The organism is Streptomyces humi (assembly GCF_001005085.2).
GTDB classification, from domain to species: domain Bacteria; phylum Actinomycetota; class Actinomycetes; order Streptomycetales; family Streptomycetaceae; genus Streptomyces; species Streptomyces humi.
The window spans coordinates 1-17,182 of sequence record NZ_LBMU02000109.1 but is presented as its reverse complement, the minus strand read 5'-3'; the positions used below and the strand labels follow the sequence as shown (position 1 = coordinate 17,182).

The window sequence follows — 17,182 nt, the reverse complement described above, 5'->3', positions numbered from 1 at the left end:
CCTCGATCCCTGATCGCCGACCCCTGAGCCTCGGCCCCTGATCTCCGGTCCCTGGCCTCCACCCCCTGAACCCGCCCCTGGTCTCCGGCGCCGGCCGATGACTTCTACGGGAGCGGTGTCGCCTGGTCCAGGGCGGGGCGCAGGTCCGTGCGGCGGCGGATGCCCAGCTTGCGGTAGGTGTGGGTGAGATGGGTCTCCACGGTACGGCGGGCCAGGTGGAGCAGGGCCGCGATCTCCACGTTCGTGCGCCCCTCGGCGGCCAGTTCGGCGATCCGGCGTTCGCTGCCGGTGAGGGAGGCGGCGCCGGTCCGGCGCCGGGGGGAACGGGCGCCGCCCTGCCGCAGGCTGTGCTCGGCCAGCTCCACCAGCCGTACGGCGCCCAGCCGTTCCGCGTGCTCGGCGGCCTCCCGCAGACAGTCGCGGGCGCGGGCCGCCTCCCCGGCGGCGGTCAGCTGGCGGCCCAGCGCGAGCAGGGCGAGCGCCGGTTCCGTACCGGCCGTGGCGGTGTCCCGCAGCAGCCGTACGGCCTCCTCGGTGAGTTCCAGGCCGCGGCGGCCGCCGGTCGCCGTACCGAGGACGCGCAGCGCCCGGCCCACCGTGCGCGGGGTGTCCCAGACCCGGGCCAGCCGCAGCTCCTCCTCGGCGAGGGCGATGGCCTCCAGGGGGCGGCCGAGGGCCAGCCGGCACTCGGCGGCGGCCGTCCGCCAGGGCGTGACCAGCGGGCTGATCACCTCCCGGGCGGACTGCCGGCGCCCGCACTCCAGGAAGTCGTGCAGCGCCGCCGCCGGATCACCGGCGGCGGCCCGCACCACCCCCCGCGCGTACAGGAACCGGTTCAGCTCCCAGGAGTCCGCCGCCTCCCGCAGGTCCAGCCCGGCGACCAGTTCCTCGGCCCGGTCGGCACGGCCGGTCTCCACCAGGGCGACGAGCGTGTGGGCGTCGACGTTGGTCGGGGAGACCGACTCGGGGACGGCGGCCGGGCGGGTGTGGTCGGCGCGGGCCGCCGCTATGTCCGTACGGCAGTTGAGCAGGGCGTGGTGCATGGGGTGCAGCACGTCGGGGCGCTGGCCGGCCAGGCCGCGGTCCACCAGCCGGTCGGCTTCGTCGAGTTCGTCGGCCCACTGGGCGACCGTGGCCGCCGTGCCGAGCAGGACGGGCTCGGTGAGCGGGTCGGCGGGGGCGGCGAGCAGGGCGCGCAGTTCCCGCATCGCCTCCCGGGCCGAGATCAGGCCCGCCGAGGCCGAGTGCCGTACCAGCAGGGCCTGCCCGGCCGTGCCGACCAGTTCCGGGGAGCGGTCGGCGGTCTCGGACAGCCGCTGGTAGAGCTCCTGGCGCACCTCCTGGTCCTGGTCGGAGAGGAGGACGGAGGCGGTGTGCAGGGTGCGGGTCAGGTCGGGGCGGCCGGTCAGCTCGCCGTCCACGGAGCGCAGCAGTTCGACGGCCTTGCGGGTGCGGCCCCGGCCGGTCAGCGCGGTGCCGAGGGCGACGGCCGCGCGGACCCGGTTGTGCGGGGTGGCGGGCAGCCGGACGGCCTCGGCGAGCCGCGGTATCGCGGCGGTGGAGCGGGGTGCCGCGTACTCCAGCGAGCCCAGTTCGGTCAGCAGCCGCTGCCGGTGGTCGTCGGCGAGGGGCTCCTCCAGGGCCCGGCGCAGATAGGCGACGGCGTCCTCGGCGCGGTCCTCGTAGAGGGCGAGGGCCGCCGCGTCCTGGAGCAGGGGCGGGGCCCAGGGGGCCGCCACCGGTCCGGTCGCGAGCAGTTGGCGGGCGACGGCCTCGGCGGGCGCGTCCTGACGCAGCATCGCCTCGGCGACCGCCCGGTGCGCGGTGCGGCGGCGGGCGGCGGGGACGCCGGCGAGGACCGCGTCGCGCAGCAGGGGGTGCGGGTAGCGGGGGCGGCCGTCGGGGCCGAGGGTGAGCAGGCCGAGGTTGGTCATGGCGGTGAGCCAGCCGGCCACCCGGGTGGGGTCGGCGTCGGCCAGTCCGGCGAGCAGCGGGGTGACGTCGTTGTCGGGCAGTCCGGTGGCCGGGGTCTCCTCCAGGACGGCGAGGGCACGGGCGACCTCGGTGGTGGCCGGTCCCGCGCTGTCCAGCCACCAGTGGACGGCGGCCGGGTAGGCGCCGGGGTAGAGGGCGGCGGTCGTCTCGGGCACGTCCGGGTGCCTGGCGGTGGCGAGGTCGTCCAGGAGGGCCCGCAGCAGCAGCGGGCTGCCGGCGGCGGCGTGCACGCAGTCGTCGATCCAGGACCGGGGCGCGTCGGGGAACTCGTCGCGTACCCGGGCGGCGGCGGCCACGGGGGTGAGGGGGGCGAGGGTGTGGGTGCGGACCAGTGCCGGGGGCAGGGTGTGGGCGAAGCCGGGGGTGGGCGGGTCCAGGTCGTACTGGCTGCGCTCGCTGACCACGAGGAGGATCGGTAAGCGGTCTATGTGCCGGGCGGACTCCACCAGCCAGCGGTGCGAGGGGGCGTCGGCGAGGTGCACGTCGTCCACGACGACCAGGAGGGGGGAGGCGTCGGCGTAGGCGCGCAGCAGCCGCCAGAGTCCGGCGGCGGTGGACCGTTCGTCGCCGTCCACCGCGAGGTCGGCGAACTCGGGCACCGGGCCCAGGAGTTGCAGGACGGTGGCGAAGGAGATGGCGGTGTCGGCCGGGGAGCAGCGGGCGCGGAGCGTGCGCAGGCCGAGGCCGGCCGCCTGTTCGGCGGCGGCCTCCAGGACGGTGGTGCGGCCGGTTCCGGTGGCGCCCCGGAGCAGCACGAGCCGGCCGCCGCCGGTCCGCGTGCGCTCGGCTTCCTCGGCCAACAGGTGCGTGGCGTCGGCGAGTTCAGGGGACAGACGGGTCATTCCTGGCTCCTCGCGGTGCGCTGTCGGGTTCTGAGGGTTAGAGGCGGTGGGGGTGGGACAGGTTGTGGAGGGGCTGCGGGTGCGGGGGCCTTTGTTGCGTGGACGGCACATTTGATACGGGGCTGTGGATTTCTCCGCGGTGCCGGCGGCGGTGTCTCGGCTGCTCGAACGACCCCCACCGGCCCGCGGTCGACACGTGCCCCCCTCGGTCTCCGGCGCACCCCCACATCTCGTGGTCCCTGTCGTGGTGCTCCACGATTGTCCCTGCCCCTTCGGGCACAGCAGGCTGGAGTAATCCCGTCTGTCACCGTTCCCTCAGGGGTGACGGGCACGTGTCCATAGGGGAAGCGGTTGGCCAGCCACAGTTCATCTGCGTCGGTCGGGCGCACGCCCGTGACCGTGTACGCGCCGGATCCGATCTCCCGGGAGGGCGCGCTCAGCCAGCTGCGCCGGCATCCGGAGATCGAGGTGCGCGACGAGTCCGAGAGTGGCCCCGGCACGGTCGCGCTGCTCATCAGCGACGGCCTCGACGAACCGGTGCTGACCCGGCTGCGCAGGGTGGTGCGCAGCGAGGGCGCGCGGGCCGTGCTCGTGGTCGCGGCGCTGCGCGAGACGGAGTTGCTCGATGTGATCGAGTGCGGGGTGGGAGCCATCGTATGGCGCCACGAGGCCACCGAACTACGCCTGGCCCAGGCGGTGTTGGCGGCGGCCCGGGGCGACGGCGACCTGCCCGCGGATCTGCTCGGCCGGCTCATCAACCAGGTCGGCACGCTGCACCGTAACGCCGCCGGCCGTCCGGGCGCCCCGGCGTCCGGGCTGTCCCCCCGTGAGGTGGACGTACTGCGGCTGGTCGCCGAGGGACTCGACACCGGTGAGATCGCCAGCAAGCTGTCCTACTCCGAGCGCACCGTCAAGAACGTCATGCACGGGCTGACCACCCGGCTGCACCTGCGCAACCGGGCCCATGCCGTGGCCCATGCCCTCCGGGAAGGCTACATCTGACCGATCGGGCAGCGGTCACCGGCACCGGGGCAGCGCGGTCTGCCCGGCGGTGCCTGCGGGGCGCGCACGGCGGGCGGCAGGATGGAGGCTGGGCGACAGGTGAGCGAGGAGCGGTGAGTACGGCGTGATCCACGAAGTGGACCAGGTGCTGCGGAACCTGCTGACCAGCGGCGCGCTGGAGGGCTCCGGCATCGACGTCTCCTTCGACGCCCCGACCCGCGACTGGTCGGCCCGCCGCAACGGCCCCGTGATCAACAGCTACCTGTACGACATCCGGGAGGACGTGAACCGGCGGCAGCGCGGGCACATCGACATCCGTGACGAACGGGACGTCGTCGTCAAGCGCCGCCAGCCGCCCCGCTGGTTCCGGCTGTCGTACCTGGTGACGGCGTGGACCAAGCGGCCCGAGGACGAACACCGGCTGATCAGCGCGGTGCTGGCCACGCTGATCCCGAGAGAGCTGATCCATCCGTCCGAACTGCCCGGCTCGCTCGGCGCGCTGGGCCTGACGATCCCGCTCTCCTGCGCCGGCATCCAGTCCGAGGCGCGCTCCCTCGCCGAGATCTGGTCGGCGCTCGGCGGTGAGCTCAAGCCCTCCCTGGACGTCGTGATCACCGCGCCCTTCCCGGCCTACCCGGAGTACGACGCCGGTCCGCCCGTCACCGAGGGCGCCGCCGTCCGCGTACGGGGCGGGCTGGACGAGAACGCCCCGGTGCTGGAGGAGCGGGCCCACCGCCCCGGCCAGGTCGCCGAGGCCCGGGCCCTCCGGAGGGGCCGGGCGTGACCCTGGACGTCTCCCTGGAGCCGGCCGCCCCGCTGCTGGCCCGGCTGGCCGGCCTGCGCGAGCGGACCGCCGCGCTCGTCGAGCACCGCTCGGCCGGCGACCCCACGGCCACCGACCCGCTGCGCGGTCTCTACCTCTCCGAGGAGGCGGTACGGCACCTCCTCAGCCCGGCGCCGGCCCCGGCCGAACTACCGTCCCTGGACGAGGACTTCCCGGACCGCCTCGCGGAACTCGGCACCCGGCTGCGCCTCACCCACCTCGACACCGCGATCCTCCTCATCGCCCTGGCGCCCGACCTCGACCGCACCTTCGAGCCGCTGTACGGCTACCTCAACGACGACGTCGGCCGCCGCCGCGCCACCACCGGGCTCGCCCTCGACCTGTACGGCGTCCCCGCCCACCTCGCCGTGGCCCGCGCCCGCTTCCATCCCACGGCCCCGCTCGCCGCGCTCGGCCTGCTCACCGTCGAGGAACCCGAACGGCCCTTCCTGAGCCGCTCGTTGCGCGTCCCGGACCGTGTCCTGTCCCACCTCCTCGGCGACGACACCCCGTCCGCGGCCCTGACCGCGACCCTGCGGGACGTCTCCCCCACCGGGCGGCCGCACGGCGGGTCGCCGGCCGGCTCGCCGCCGGACGGCGGGTCCGCGCCCGACCGGATGCCGGCCGACGACCGCGCGCTCGGCGGTTCCTCGCCCGAAGGCGCGTTCGCCGACGGGGATTTCGTCCGGCGGTTGGCCGGTCGGATCGCTGCCGGGCCGCTCTTCGCCTATCTGCGTGAGCGGCAGGAGGGGGAGGGGCAGGGGTGCGCGGTGCTGGCGTCGCGGCTCGCGGGGGTGGACGCGTGGCGTTGTTCCGTGACGGGTGAGGAGCAGGTCCCGGAGTTGCTGCGGGAGGCGCGGCTGAGCGGGCGGGCGCTGGTCGTCGAGGCCGGCGGGGACCCGGCCCCCCTGGTGCGGGCGCTGGGCGCCGCCGGTGATGTCACCGTGCTGCTGACCGCCGCCCGCCCCTACGACCCCCAGTGGTGCGACCACCGCGATCCGCTCGTCCTGGAGGTCCCCTCCCGGCGTGCCACGGCGCTGGACGCCTGGTCGGCGGCCCTGCCCGCCGACCCCGGGTTCGACCTGGCGGCCACCGTCGCGCCGTACCACCTGGGCGGCGACCGGCTCGCTCGGGCGGCCCGCGCCGCGCAGGACCTCGCCGCCTTCGACGGCACCCCGCTGGCCGCCGGCCACGTGCGGCTCGCCGCCCGGCAGCAGTCGGCGTCCGGTCTCGAACAGCACGCGCGCCGGATCCGGCCCGCCGTCGACTGGCGGGACCTGGTGCTGCCCGAACGCCCGCTCACGGAACTGCGGGAGCTGGCGTCGCGCGCCCGGCACCGCGACCGGGTGCTCGGCGACTGGCGGCTGAGCGCGGGCGGCGGCCGGGGACGCGGGGTGCTGGGTCTGTTCGCCGGGGAGTCAGGGACCGGGAAGACGCTGTCCGCGGAGGTGGTGGCCGCCGAACTCGGCCTGGACCTCTACGTCGTCCAGCTCTCCTCCGTGGTCGACAAGTACGTCGGCGAGACCGAGAAGAACCTGGAGCGGATCTTCAGCGAGGCGGACCGCACCGACGCCGTACTGCTCTTCGACGAGGCCGACGCGGTCTTCGGCAAGCGCTCCGAGGTCAAGGACGCCCACGACCGGTACGCCAACCTGGAGTCGGCGTACCTGCTCCAGCGCCTGGAAGCCTTCAACGGCATCGCGCTGCTCACCACCAACCTGCGCGCCAACATCGACGAGGCCTTCACCCGCCGCCTCGACCTGGTGATCGACTTCCCGTTCCCCGACGAGGAGCAGCGGCTCGCCCTGTGGCGGCACGGGCTGGCGCACGTCCCGAGCACCGGCGAAACCGAACTGCGCCCGCTGGCCCGCGACTTCGAGCTGGCCGGCGGTTCGATCCGCAGTGCCGTGGTGACCGCCGCCTACCTGGCGGCCGCGCGCGCCGAACCGGTCACCGCGGCGGACCTCCTGGAAGGCGCCCGCCGCGAGTACCGCAAGGCGGGCCGCCTGGTGCCCGGCGCCTGGTGAGCGGCCGTCACTGGTCGTCGGACGACGGGTGGACGATCTGCCACTCCTGGTCGTCCTCGTCGGAGCAGTAGTACAGGGTGAGGTTGGTGTCGTTGCCGCCGACGCTGAAGCCGGCCACGTCCAGGCAGAGGTTGTCGCTGGCGAAGTTGCGGATCCAGTAGGCCCCGCTGGGCTGCTTGTCGATCCACCAGAGCTGGTTGTCGCCCTTCGTGCCGTCGCACTTGTACTCGGTGATCGGCGAGGACAGCTTCGCCGAACCGTAGGCGGGCAGGTCCATGCAGAGCTGGTCCTTGGCGTTGCGGATCTGGAAGAGCGCGGCCGATCCGGGGCCGTCCTTCGGGTACCGCACCTCCAGGTCCCACAGCTGGTTGTCGGCTGTGGTCCCGTCGCAGGTGTACTCCCGCACCGGGCCGTCGCTGGTGCCGTTGCCGTAGCCGGGGACGTCCGCGCACTTCTTCGTGGTCGTGTTGCGCAGCAGGACGTTCGTGGCCGGTACGACCGGTTTCGCGGTCTTCTTCTTGGGCTTGGGGGAGGACTGGCCCTGGCCGCCTCCGCCCGACCCGGTGTCCGGCGAGGCGGGGGCGTCGTTCTCCGGTTGCTGCGCGACCGCCGACTGCGTGGGTGCCGGGGCGGCCAGCGGGGCGCTGGCGGTCGGGCTGGGCGCGATGCTGCTGACGCCGGCTTCCTGGACCTGCTCCTGGGCGAGGCTCTTGACCTGCGGTTTGTAGTTGAACCAGATCAGGGCGAAGGTGACGGCGAGGGCCAGCAAAGTGCCGAAGAGGGTGGCGAGCCAGCGGGGCAGGAACCCGCGCTGGACGTAGGTGCCGTCCACAGGCTGTGGATTGACACCGGCGCGCTGGACGGTGAGCGCGTACGGCCGCTGTTCCTTCGGCCCGAACCAGATGATCTTCCGGGGCTTGAGCGTGGCCTTGAGGAAGGCGGCGCGCCCCGGTTCGATCTGGACGTTGCTGGGGTGGATGTCGTACGACAGCTGGTCGCCGTTGTCGCTGCCGCTGACGGAGGCGGTCAGCCTGGTGTTGCCGAGGTTGTCGATGGCGAGCTTGGGACGGCCCCGGAACCGGCCCTTCACCGTGGGCGGCACCAGTTCGGCCCGGATCTCGGTGAAGGGGGTGATGGTGAGGTTGCCCTCGGGGACGGTGACGGCCTCGGGGTGCTCGGTGGGCGTGATCCGCACCGCGTACGGGTTGGGGCCCGCGGTCGCGTCGGAGGTGCGGGGCGGGGCGAAGGTGAGGTCCACCGTGCCGGTCGTGCCCGGGTAGAGGCGGAGGGTCTGCGGTTCGACCGTCGTCCAGGGGGCGACGGGGCCCACCGGTTCGAAGCGGTACTCGTCGACGACGTCACCGGTGTTGCGCAGCCGCAGCCGGACCCGGGCCGAAGCGCCCGGGTCCACGGTCGCGGAGGCGGGTTCCAGGGAGGTCCACAGGGTCACGGGGTCACCGTCAGCTTGAAGGCTTCGAGCCAGAGCGTGTTGTCGAGGGTGCCGACGAAGTCGAGTCCGTTGTTGTCGCTGCGGGGACCCGAGCACCACTGGTCGCCCCAGTCGTGGTCGCGGACCTTCGCGTAGTTGCAGGCCTTGCCGTTGCCGACGTTGTAGGCGAAGCCCTCGATGTAGGGGTCGGCCGCCTTGGTGCTGCCGATGTAGTTGTCCTTGCCGTCGGCGATGATCGCCGTCCAGTTCGGGGACCACGTGCCCTGGCCGTTGGTGGACTGGGAGTCGTAGTGGAACCAGTTGGCCGCGGAGCCCTGCACGCCGTACACCGCCAGGTTGATGGCCTTGATCGGCAGGTTCTTGCCCACGGTGCCCGACATCGTGCCGTCGCAGACCGGCTTCTGCCAGCCGGTGCCCTGGACGTAGGAGCGGTAGCAGATGTGCCGCCCGGCCGGGTCGTCGGCGGCGAGCCGGTTGACGGCGGTCGCCGCGGTGTCCTGCTTGGGCTTGGCGGTCACGGTGGCCGTCGCGCCGCCGCCCCCGCCCCCGCCTCCTCCGCCACCACCGTTGCCGGTGTCCGCCTGGGGCGCCGACGAGGGTGTCGCGGTGGGCGCGGGCGGCGGCGTCGGGGTGGCGCTCGGGCTGGGCGCGATGCTGCTCACCCCGGCCTCCACGGGCTGCTCCTGGGCGGTGCTCTGCACGCGGGGTTTGTAGTTGAACCAGATCAGGGCGAAGGTGACGGCGAGGGCCAGCAGGGTGCCGAAGAGGGTGGCGAGCCAGCGGGGCAGGAACCCGCGCTGGACGTAGGTGCCGTCGACCTGCTCCGGCTGCACCCCCGAGCGCTGCACGGCCAGCCGGTACGGCCGCTGTTCCTTCGGCCCGAACCAGATGATCTTCCGGGGCTTGAGGGTGGCGTCGACGAAGGCGGCGCGCCCCGGTTCGATCTGGACGTTGCTGGGGTGGATGTCGTACGACAGCTGGTCGCCGTTGTCGCTGCCGCTGACGGAGGCGGTCAGCCTGGTGTTGCCGAGGTTGTCGATGGCGAGCTTGGGGCGGCCCCGGAACCGGCCCTTCACCGTGGGCGGCACCAGTTCCGCGCGCAGTTCGGTGAAGGGGGTGATGGTGAGGTTGCCCTCGGGGACGGTGACGGCCTCGGGGTGCTCGGTGGGCGTGATCCGCACCGCGAACGGGTTCGGACCGGCCGTCGCGTCGGGCGTCCGCGGCGGGGCGAAGGTCAGCTCGACGGTGCCGGTCGTGCCCGGGTAGAGGCGGAGGGTCTGCGGTTCGACCGTCGTCCAGGGGGCGACGGGGCCCACCGGTTCGAAGCGGTACTCGTCGACGACGTCACCGGTGTTGCGCAGCCGCAGGCGGACGCGCGTGCTGCCGCCCGGGTCGACGGTCGCGGAGGCGGGTTCCAGGGAAGTCCACAGGCTCACGCACCGACGCTAGTCGGGGAGAGCCGCCCGGGCACCGGTCAAAGGGGCAGAGACCGGTGCCCGGGAGGGGCAGACCGTGGTGTCCATCGGTTCCGCCCCGCGGCCGCCGGGAGGGGCGTCGCGCTCGGCGGCTTCGCGCGGCGGGCCGACGGCGTCTCACTTCTTGACGTGCAGGGCCCGCAGCAGCGACTGCGTCCTGCTCAGGCCGGGGGTGGCGTCGAGCTGCCTCTCGCTCTCCGGGGTCCACCAGCCCAGCGACGTCCAGAACTCCAGAGCCTCCGGCGGGAACAGGTGCTTGAACTCGTCCCTCTCGATGGCCATGTCGGTGGGGCTGTGGGACTGTTCCATGACCCGGTGATGCCGGCCGGTGTACTGCTTGAGGACCTTTTCCACGAACGCGGGGCCCGAGATGTCGGGGGCCAGGCCGGGGAGGTCGCCGTCGACGGCCTCGGGGCCGTACTTCTCCTTCAGGTCGGCGAAATGCTGCGGGAGCTTCCTGAGGAGTTCGGCCATGAATTCCGAACCGGGCGCGAGGATGAAGTTGTTGCCCAGAATTCCCTTGTCGTAGCGGGCGGTGGCCGCCGCGTTCAGGTCCTCCGCGGTCGGGTCCTGATCCGTTCCCTCCCGGCCCAGTTCCGCGTTCACGCTGTTCTTGTCGCGCAGTCGGGGGGCGAACAGGGGAATGTCCGCGCTGCGCATCAGCACCTCGGGTGCCGTCTTGAGCTGGATGGCGCCCGACGCGACGTCGACGTCCAGGTACACCCCGCCGTACTCCTTCATCACGGTGTAGCGCAGGATGTCGGAGGCCAGGTTGTGGGCCTTCTTGCTCTTGGCCTTCTTGTAGAGCCGGTAGTTCTCGGTGCCCGCCTTGTCCTTGACCAGCTTGTCGCTGTCGGAGTCGATCCGCAGATGCTTGCCGAAGATCTTCGTGAGGCTCCTGAGGTCGGAACTGCTCGCGTCGGTCCACAGGGTCATCGTCCAGTCGCTGTCCGCGACGTTCTCCATCCACGCCTTCAGGTTGGCGATGACGGACTCGCCGGGCTTGCCGCCCAGCCAGATGAAGTGCAGGGCCCGCGGCACCTGGACGCGCCGCGCCGACCGCGGCTTGTCGGCCCCGTCCCAGACCTCCTGGACGCTGACGGCCTGGGCGGCGAAACCCTGGCGGCTCAGACGGTTGAACAGCAGGCGGTAGATGTCCGACCGGTCCTCGGCCGCCAGGTGGCGCACGTAGTCCGCGAGCCGGTCGTCGTCGCCCGAGAAGAGTTCGTTGCCGTGCTGGTCACGCATGCGCAGACTCTCGCCGCGTGCCGACTCGCCGGTCTCCTGCGCCTCGGGACGCTCCTCCGTCGCCGTCCCTTCCCCGGGGGACCGCTGCACGGACGCGGGTCCGCCCGTGCGCGCCGCGGCCGGGCTCTCCTGGACGGCGGCCCGCTGTACCGCCGGCGCCGGTCCGCTCATCACGCTCCGGGCGACCTGGCGGGCCTCGGTCTCGGCCCAGTCGCCGGGATCGGAGATCCGCAGACCGGGGACCTGCTCGGTACCGGGCACCTCGCCCCGCGCCTGCTGACGGGTGTGGTGCAGCTCCTCCGCGAGGACGGTCTTGTCCCTGCCGTCCCACACGATGTGCGAGCCCGAGGTGTACGCCTCCGCCCCGATCTCCGCCGCCGAGGACAGCGCCGCCGAGTCCGAGTGCATGCGCACGGAGCTGAAGTCCTCGCCACCGAACCGGCCCTCCATCTCGTGCTTCAGCGGCCCGGCCAGCGGCTGCCCCGGCGAGCGCAGCACGTCGTGCACGGCGGACCGCTGCACCGAGGGGCCTTGTCCGCGGTCGGCGCCGTGCACTTGTTGTTCCTCGCTGAGGGCGCGGGCCACCGCGGCGTTGCCCGCAGCCCGCTGGAGGGCCATCATGCGTCGCACGGGCGTGGCCGGCGCCACCACGGGACGAGCCCGTTCCGCGTCGCTGCCCCGCTCGTCCCGTGTTGCGTGTGCGCGCACGGCCTTCCCTTCGTCTCCGGACGGCTGGAGCTCCACCGCTACCGGACCCCGGTGGCCGGCGGAAGGGCCGGACGGGCAGGACCACGGGCAGAGTCGTGCCGCCCCACGGCGGTGGCGTCGTCCGGCGGCCCGCCCGGACTGTCCGTCCGGGCAGCGGTATTGCCCCCTGGTAGGCACCGGAGGACGTTTCCGCGCACGCGCTTCGCGCGTGAGGGTGAAGACGTTCCTGTCTCGTACCCCGAGGAGAGCAGAGCATGCCGTCCTACCTGTCGCCCGGCGTCTACGTCGAGGAGGTGGCCAGCGGCTCGCGCCCCATCGAGGGGGTGGGCACGTCGGTGGCGGCCTTCGTGGGCCTGGCCCCGACCGGTCCGCTGAACGAGCCGACGCTGGTGACCAACTGGACGCAGTACGTGGCGGCCTTCGGTGAGTTCACCGACGGGTACTACCTCGCGCACTCCGTCTACGGCTTCTTCAACAACGGCGGCACGGCGGCGTACGTCGTCCGCGTCGGCGGCACCGCGGAAGGGGCCGACGGGTCCGCCGAGGGTGCCAAGTCCCCCGCCGCCGTGAACGGTTCCGCGGCGCCCGCCGCGCTGCCGGCCGGCGAGGCCAGGCAGCTCGGCACCTTCACGGTGAGCGCGGTGGCCTCCGGCGACCTGAGCGTCGAGGTCGCCGACCCGGAGGGCGAGGGTCCCGCCGAGCGCTTCAAGCTGGTCGTCAAGGACGGCGGCAAGCCCGTCGAGACCTTCGACGTGACCGCGAAGAAGGGCGGCCGCAACTACGTCGTCACGCAGGTCAAGGAGCGCTCCAAGCTCATCACCGTGACCGAGGCCGCGCCCGCCGCGCAGCTGGCCCGTCCGGAGAACCAGACGGTGGCCCTCGTGGCCCCCACCCAGACGCCGGCGTCCGCGCCCCCCGTCGTGGACGCCGGCTCCCACCCCGGCCCCGCCACCTACCTCGGCGACTCGGCCGACCGCACCGGCTTCGGCGGCCTGGAGGCCGTCGACGAGGTGTCCATGGTGGCGGTGCCCGACCTGATGGCCGCCTACCAGCGCGGCGCGATCGACCTGGAGGCCGTCAAGGCCGTCCAGCTCGGCCTGATCGCGCACTGCGAGCTGATGGGCGACCGGGTCGCCGTCATCGACCCGCCGCCCGGTCTCAACGCCCGGCAGATCCGCGTCTGGCGCCAGGAGACGGCCGGCTACGACTCCAAGTACGCGGCCCTGTACTACCCCTGGATCAAGACCTTCGACCCGGCCTCGGGCACCTCCCGGCTGATCCCGCCGTCCGGCCACGTGGCCGGCGTCTGGGCCCGCAACGACGCCGAGCGCGGTGTCCACAAGGCCCCCGCGAACGAGGTCATCCGGGGCGCGGTCGACCTGGAGCTCCAGATCACCCGCGGCGAGCAGGACCTCCTGAACCCGATCGGCGTGAACTGCATCCGTGCCTTCCCGGGCCGCGGCATCCGCATCTGGGGTGCCCGCACCCTGTCCTCCGACCCGGCCTGGCGCTACCTGAACATCCGCCGGTACTTCAACTACCTGGAGGAGTCGATCCTGATCGGCACCCAGTGGGTGGTCTTCGAGCCCAACGACCACAACCTCTGGGCCCGTATCCGGCGCAACATCTCCGCCTTCCTGGTCAACGAGTGGCGCAGCGGCGCCCTGTTCGGGCAGCGGCCCGAGGAGGCCTACTACGTCAAGTGCGACGAGGAGACCAACCCGCCGGAGTCGGTCGACGTCGGCCGTGTGATCTGCGAGATCGGCATCGCGCCGGTCAAGCCCGCCGAGTTCGTGATCTTCCGGCTGGCCCAGTTCTCCAGCGGCAGCGGCGAACTCCAGGAGTAGCGGGGGCCGCGGGCCCCCAACCCCTTCGTTTTTCAGGCACCTTCAGCAGAACGGGCAGTAGGACATGAGTCTCCAGCCGGGTGACGCCCTCACATCACACAATTTCGGCCTACAGATCGACGGCGTGATGGTCGAGTACCTCGCCGAGGTCAGCGGCCTGTCGATGGAGCAGGACGTCATCACCTACCAGCAGAACACGCCGGACGGGAAGAACCACGTCCGCAACCTGCCGGGCGTGAAGAAGAACGGCACCTGCACGGTCGTACGCGGTATGACCCAGTCGTCGTCGTTCACGCAGTGGATCAACGAGTCGATCAACGGCCAGATGGCCACGGCCCGCAAGAACGCCACCATCATCATGATGGACTTCCAGAACACCCCCGTGAAGCGCTACAACCTGCGCAACGCCTGGTGCAGCAAGATCGACACCAGCACGGTCAAGGCGGGTGAGGCGTCCGCGCTCACCGAGTCGGTGACCATCACGTTCGAAGAACTGGTCATCGAGTAATGAGGCGTTCGGCCGGCCGGGCCGGGAGCGTCGGGGCGCCGCTCGCACCGGAGGTGACGGCGCCCCCGGCCGCCCCGCAACCGGAGGCACCCCGCGAGGTGCTGCGCACGGAGTTCCCCTTCCAGCTGCCCCGCGGATACGTCGACGAGCAGGGCACCGTCCACCGCGAGGGCGTGATGCGCCTGTCGACGGCACGGGACGAGCTGATCCCGCTGCGGGACATCCGCGTCCAGGAGAACCCGGCGTTCCTGTCGGTGGTCCTGCTGGGCCGGGTCATCACCCGCCTGGGCACGCTGCCGCTCATGCACGACGGCATCGTGGAGAACATGTTCGCCTCCGACCTGGCGTTCCTCCAGGACTTCTACCGGCAGATCAACGCGGAGGGCCACACCCGGGCCGCCGTCAACTGCCCGCACTGCTCGGAGCCCTTCGAGGTGGAACTCGGCGGGAGCCGCCTGGGGGAATCGTGACGTACGCGACCGACCGGCTGCACGAGGAGATCGCGTACGTCGCCTACCACTTCCACTGGAACCTGGAGGACATCCTGGACCTGGAGCACGCCGACCGGCGCCGCTACACGGCCGAGATCGCGTCCCTGGTGACCAGGGCGGCGACCGCCGCCGGTGCGGAGGGCTGACCGGTGGGCCTGTGGGATCGGGTACGGGGGCGCGGGCCGGGGGCCGGGGCTGGGGCCGAGGCCCTGGGACCGAGTCCGGCTCCGAGTCGGTCTCCGTCTCCGACCCCGGAATCGAGTTCGGCTTCGCTTCCGGCCGGGGCCGGGGAGCCTGGTGCGGGGCCGCGTCCTGTGGTGGCGGCGGCCTGGTCCGGGCTGCCGCCGATCCAGCGTGCGCTGGGGCCGGGCGGCCAGGTCGCGGACGCGGGGTTCGGCGGGCGGCTGCCGACCTGGCAGAACCCGTCGTTCATGGGCACGCGCTCACACGCGGTCCTGGACGGCGCGTCGAGCGCGAATCTCACGAACGGCGGCGGGACCGGGCTGACCGGTACGGGTGCCCTGGGCGGCCTCGAACGCCCGGCGCAGTCAATGCCGTTGGCGGGACCGACGGGCCGACCGGGTGGCCGGCCCACCGCACTTCCCGTGGCCCCGCTGCGAGAGGTCGGGCCCGGCCCGACCGGGACGCCGGGACCGACCGCGTCCTCCCGGCAGGGCGGTATGAGCGGTCAGGGCGGCGCGACCGGCAGGGCGGGCTGGACCGGTTCGGCGGGTTCGGTTGGTTCCGTTGGTTCGGCTGGTTCGGCCGGTTCAATTGTTTCGTCCGGTCCGGGTGGTTTGTCTGGTCGGGCTGGTTCGGTCGGCTCCGCACGCTCGGTCGGCGCCGCGCGCTCGGCCGGGTCGGTGAGTGCGGGGGCGCCGCCGGTGCAGCGGGCGCCGTCGGCGGGGGCGCACGGCGGGGGCGCGGTCGTGCGGATCCCGACGCCGGCGGGCGCGGCACGGAACGGTTCGAGCGCGTCGACGACGCCGGCGAGCCCGTCGACCGCGCCGGTCACGGGGCCGACGTCAGCCGTCCGACGGCCGTCATCGGCCACGCCGACGACGGCCGCTCCCGCATCGGCTGCCGCGGGTGCGGTGCCGGTGGCATGGGTGCCCCAGACGACTCCGGCCGTCACGGCTCCGGCCACCGGCCCCCGGGTCGCACCGGCACCTCCGGTCCCGCCCCGGCGCAGCGCGCTGACGCAGGCACCGGCGAGCACGTCGGCCGCGGCCGTGCAGCGGCGTACGTTGCCGTCGGCGCCGCGCACGGTGGCGGCCGGCGAGACCGCGGTGACGCCGTCGGCTGGCGAGGGCGACCGAGCGGGGAGCAGCGAAACGGCTGGGGGTGTGCCGGCGGCGCCGCGGGGCGGAGGAGCGGCACCGCAATCCGCCGGACAGGGCACCGCCTCCCCGGCAGCGCCCGTCGTACAGCGATCCACGTCCAGGACCGGACCGCCCGTCCGTCCTGCCACACCGGCTCCCGCCGCGCCGGTCGCACCCGCGGCGCCCGCTGGGACCGGGCAGCCCGCGGCTGTCGCGCGTCGACAGGGGAAGACCGGGGCTTCGGGCGCGGACGCCCGTAGGACGCCGACCTCGTCCACGCCACCTGCCGCTGCCGGTCCGGCGGCGCCGCCGACTCCGGCCGTGCGCAGAGCATCCGCGTCCGCCACGCCATCGGTCACCGACGCGGTTGTGCAACGCAGCGCGCGGTCCACCGCCCCGCGACAAACGGCACCGCCGACATCCCGGGAACCGGAAGCGCCCCGCGAGAAGACAGGCCTGACGGCGTCTCGGCAGAGCAGTGGGACTCCGGCGGAGACGGCGTCGCCGACGGTGTCTGTTCAGCGGCGTGCGGCTGTGGGAGACGCGGGGTCGACGGCGGCGGGTCAGAGTCGCGGGGCTTCGGTGGAGTCGGCGTCGCCTTCGGTGTCTGTGCAGCGGCGCGCGGTGGCGGGAGATGCGGCATCGACGGCCGCCCCTCAGAGCGGCGGGACTTCGGGGGGGACGGCGTCACCGGCGGTGTCTGCTCAACGGCGTGCGGCTGTGGGAGAGGCGACGGCCGCTGTTCAGCGGCGCGGGGCTTCGGAGCAGACAGCGTCGTCATCGGTGTCTCGGCAGCCGCGTGCGGTGGCGGGAGATGCGGCACCGACGCCCGCCGCTCAGAGCGGCGGGGCCTCGGCAGAGACGGTGCCGGCGGTGTCTGTCGAGCGGCGCGCGGCTGTGGGTGGAGCGGGGCCGACGGAGACGGGTCAGAGTCGCGGGGCTTCGGTGGAGTCGGCGTCGCCGCCGGTGTCTGTGCAGCGGCGCGCGGTGGCGGGAGATGCGGCACCGACGCCCGCCCCTCAGAGCGGCGGGGCCTCGGGGGAGACGACGTCGGCGGTGTCGCGTCAGAGCGGCGGGGCTTCAGGGGAGACGGCGTCGGCGGTGTCGCGTCAGAGCGGCGGGGCTTCAGGGGAGACGGTACCGGCGGTGTCTGTTCAGCGGCGTGCGGCCGGCGGTGAAGTGGGGTCGGCGGCAGTCGGTCAGAGTCGTGAGGCCTCGGGAAAGGCGGCGCCTGCGGTGTCCGTTCAGAGGCGTGCGCTGGCGGGTGAGCCGGGGGCGACCGCCGCCCCTCGACACGGCGGGCCCTCTGCACAGCCGGCGTCGCCGACAGCGCCCCGTCAGGGGCGCGGGGAACTGCGCGACCAGCCCCCACCGGCCCGCACCGCACCCACACCTCCCCGCACGCCCCGCACCGCACCCACACCTCCCCGCACGCCCCGCACCG

Annotated in this window: 12 protein-coding genes; 7 read left to right on the top strand and 5 right to left on the bottom strand. The window is 73.4% G+C overall.

The genetic code is table 11. The features are described from left to right. Positions 1-104: 104 nt before the first annotated feature. Complete coding sequence (locus AAW13_RS39825) at positions 105-2,837, bottom strand: LuxR C-terminal-related transcriptional regulator (protein ID WP_046726362.1); 2,733 nt, start codon at positions 2,835-2,837, stop codon at positions 105-107. Positions 2,838-3,188: 351 nt separating this feature from the next. Here AAW13_RS39825 and AAW13_RS39820 point away from each other — a divergent pair, with 351 nt between their 5' ends. The 3 genes from AAW13_RS39820 to AAW13_RS39810 all read left to right on the top strand — a co-directional run bounded on the left by AAW13_RS39820 (position 3,189) and on the right by AAW13_RS39810 (position 6,689). Next, the gene (locus tag AAW13_RS39820) at positions 3,189-3,839 is read left to right on the top strand and encodes a LuxR C-terminal-related transcriptional regulator (protein WP_046726363.1); all 651 of its coding nucleotides are present in this window, start codon (positions 3,189-3,191) and stop codon (positions 3,837-3,839) included. Positions 3,840-3,963: 124 nt separating this feature from the next. Further along, entirely contained in the window at positions 3,964-4,623 is a 660-nt protein-coding gene (locus AAW13_RS39815) for a Pvc16 family protein (protein ID WP_046726364.1), read from the top strand. Further along, entirely contained in the window at positions 4,620-6,689 is a 2,070-nt protein-coding gene (locus tag AAW13_RS39810; protein ID WP_046726365.1) for an ATP-binding protein, read from the top strand. The genes AAW13_RS39815 and AAW13_RS39810 overlap by 4 nt, the downstream gene beginning before the upstream one ends. 7 nt (positions 6,690-6,696) lie before the next feature. Here the strand turns inward: AAW13_RS39810 and AAW13_RS39805 are convergent, their stop codons facing one another. From AAW13_RS39805 to AAW13_RS39795, 3 genes are all read right to left on the bottom strand, one after another. Further along, positions 6,697-8,139, bottom strand: coding sequence for an RICIN domain-containing protein (locus AAW13_RS39805; RefSeq protein ID WP_046726366.1), 1,443 nt, complete (start codon positions 8,137-8,139; stop codon positions 6,697-6,699). Then, complete coding sequence (locus AAW13_RS39800) at positions 8,136-9,575, bottom strand: hydrolase (RefSeq protein ID WP_046726367.1); 1,440 nt, start codon at positions 9,573-9,575, stop codon at positions 8,136-8,138. Before AAW13_RS39800 ends, AAW13_RS39805 begins: the two co-directional genes overlap by 4 nt. Before the next feature lie 156 nt (positions 9,576-9,731). Next, a complete protein-coding gene (locus AAW13_RS39795; RefSeq protein WP_240528880.1) occupies positions 9,732-11,570 on the bottom strand; it encodes an eCIS core domain-containing protein in 1,839 nt (612 codons plus the stop codon). Positions 11,571-11,824: 254 nt separating this feature from the next. Here AAW13_RS39795 and AAW13_RS39790 point away from each other — a divergent pair, with 254 nt between their 5' ends. The 4 genes from AAW13_RS39790 (at position 11,825) to AAW13_RS46210 (ending at position 14,562) form a co-directional block, all read left to right on the top strand. Next, a complete protein-coding gene (locus AAW13_RS39790; RefSeq protein WP_046726368.1) occupies positions 11,825-13,417 on the top strand; it encodes a phage tail sheath subtilisin-like domain-containing protein in 1,593 nt (530 codons plus the stop codon). A gap of 64 nt (positions 13,418-13,481) precedes the next feature. Beyond that, a complete protein-coding gene (locus AAW13_RS39785; RefSeq protein WP_046726369.1) occupies positions 13,482-13,925 on the top strand; it encodes a phage tail protein in 444 nt (147 codons plus the stop codon). After that, positions 13,925-14,395, top strand: a complete 471-nt coding sequence (locus tag AAW13_RS39780; RefSeq protein ID WP_046726370.1) for a hypothetical protein — start codon at positions 13,925-13,927, stop codon at positions 14,393-14,395. The genes AAW13_RS39785 and AAW13_RS39780 overlap by 1 nt, the downstream gene beginning before the upstream one ends. Continuing rightward, positions 14,392-14,562 carry a DUF6760 family protein gene (locus tag AAW13_RS46210; protein WP_167391785.1) on the top strand — a complete coding sequence of 57 codons (171 nt, stop codon included), beginning with the start codon at positions 14,392-14,394 and terminating at the stop codon, positions 14,560-14,562. Before AAW13_RS39780 ends, AAW13_RS46210 begins: the two co-directional genes overlap by 4 nt. 542 nt (positions 14,563-15,104) lie before the next feature. Here AAW13_RS46210 and AAW13_RS39775 read toward each other — a convergent pair. Beyond that, on the bottom strand, positions 15,105-15,683 hold the full coding sequence (locus AAW13_RS39775; RefSeq protein WP_046726371.1) for a hypothetical protein: 579 nt from the start codon (positions 15,681-15,683) through the stop codon (positions 15,105-15,107). Between the last annotated feature and the right edge of the window lie 1,499 nt (positions 15,684-17,182).

What these genes read in the sequence shown, in the direction of transcription:
- AAW13_RS39785 (WP_046726369.1), top strand. Translation starts at nt 13,482, where the DNA reads ATGAGTCTCCAGCCGGGTGACGCCCTCACATCACACAATTTCGGCCTA.
- AAW13_RS39790 (WP_046726368.1), top strand. Translation starts at nt 11,825, where the DNA reads ATGCCGTCCTACCTGTCGCCCGGCGTCTACGTCGAGGAGGTGGCCAGC.
- AAW13_RS39780 (WP_046726370.1), top strand. Translation starts at nt 13,925, where the DNA reads ATGAGGCGTTCGGCCGGCCGGGCCGGGAGCGTCGGGGCGCCGCTCGCA.
- AAW13_RS39825 (WP_046726362.1), bottom strand. Translation starts at nt 2,837, where the DNA reads ATGACCCGTCTGTCCCCTGAACTCGCCGACGCCACGCACCTGTTGGCC.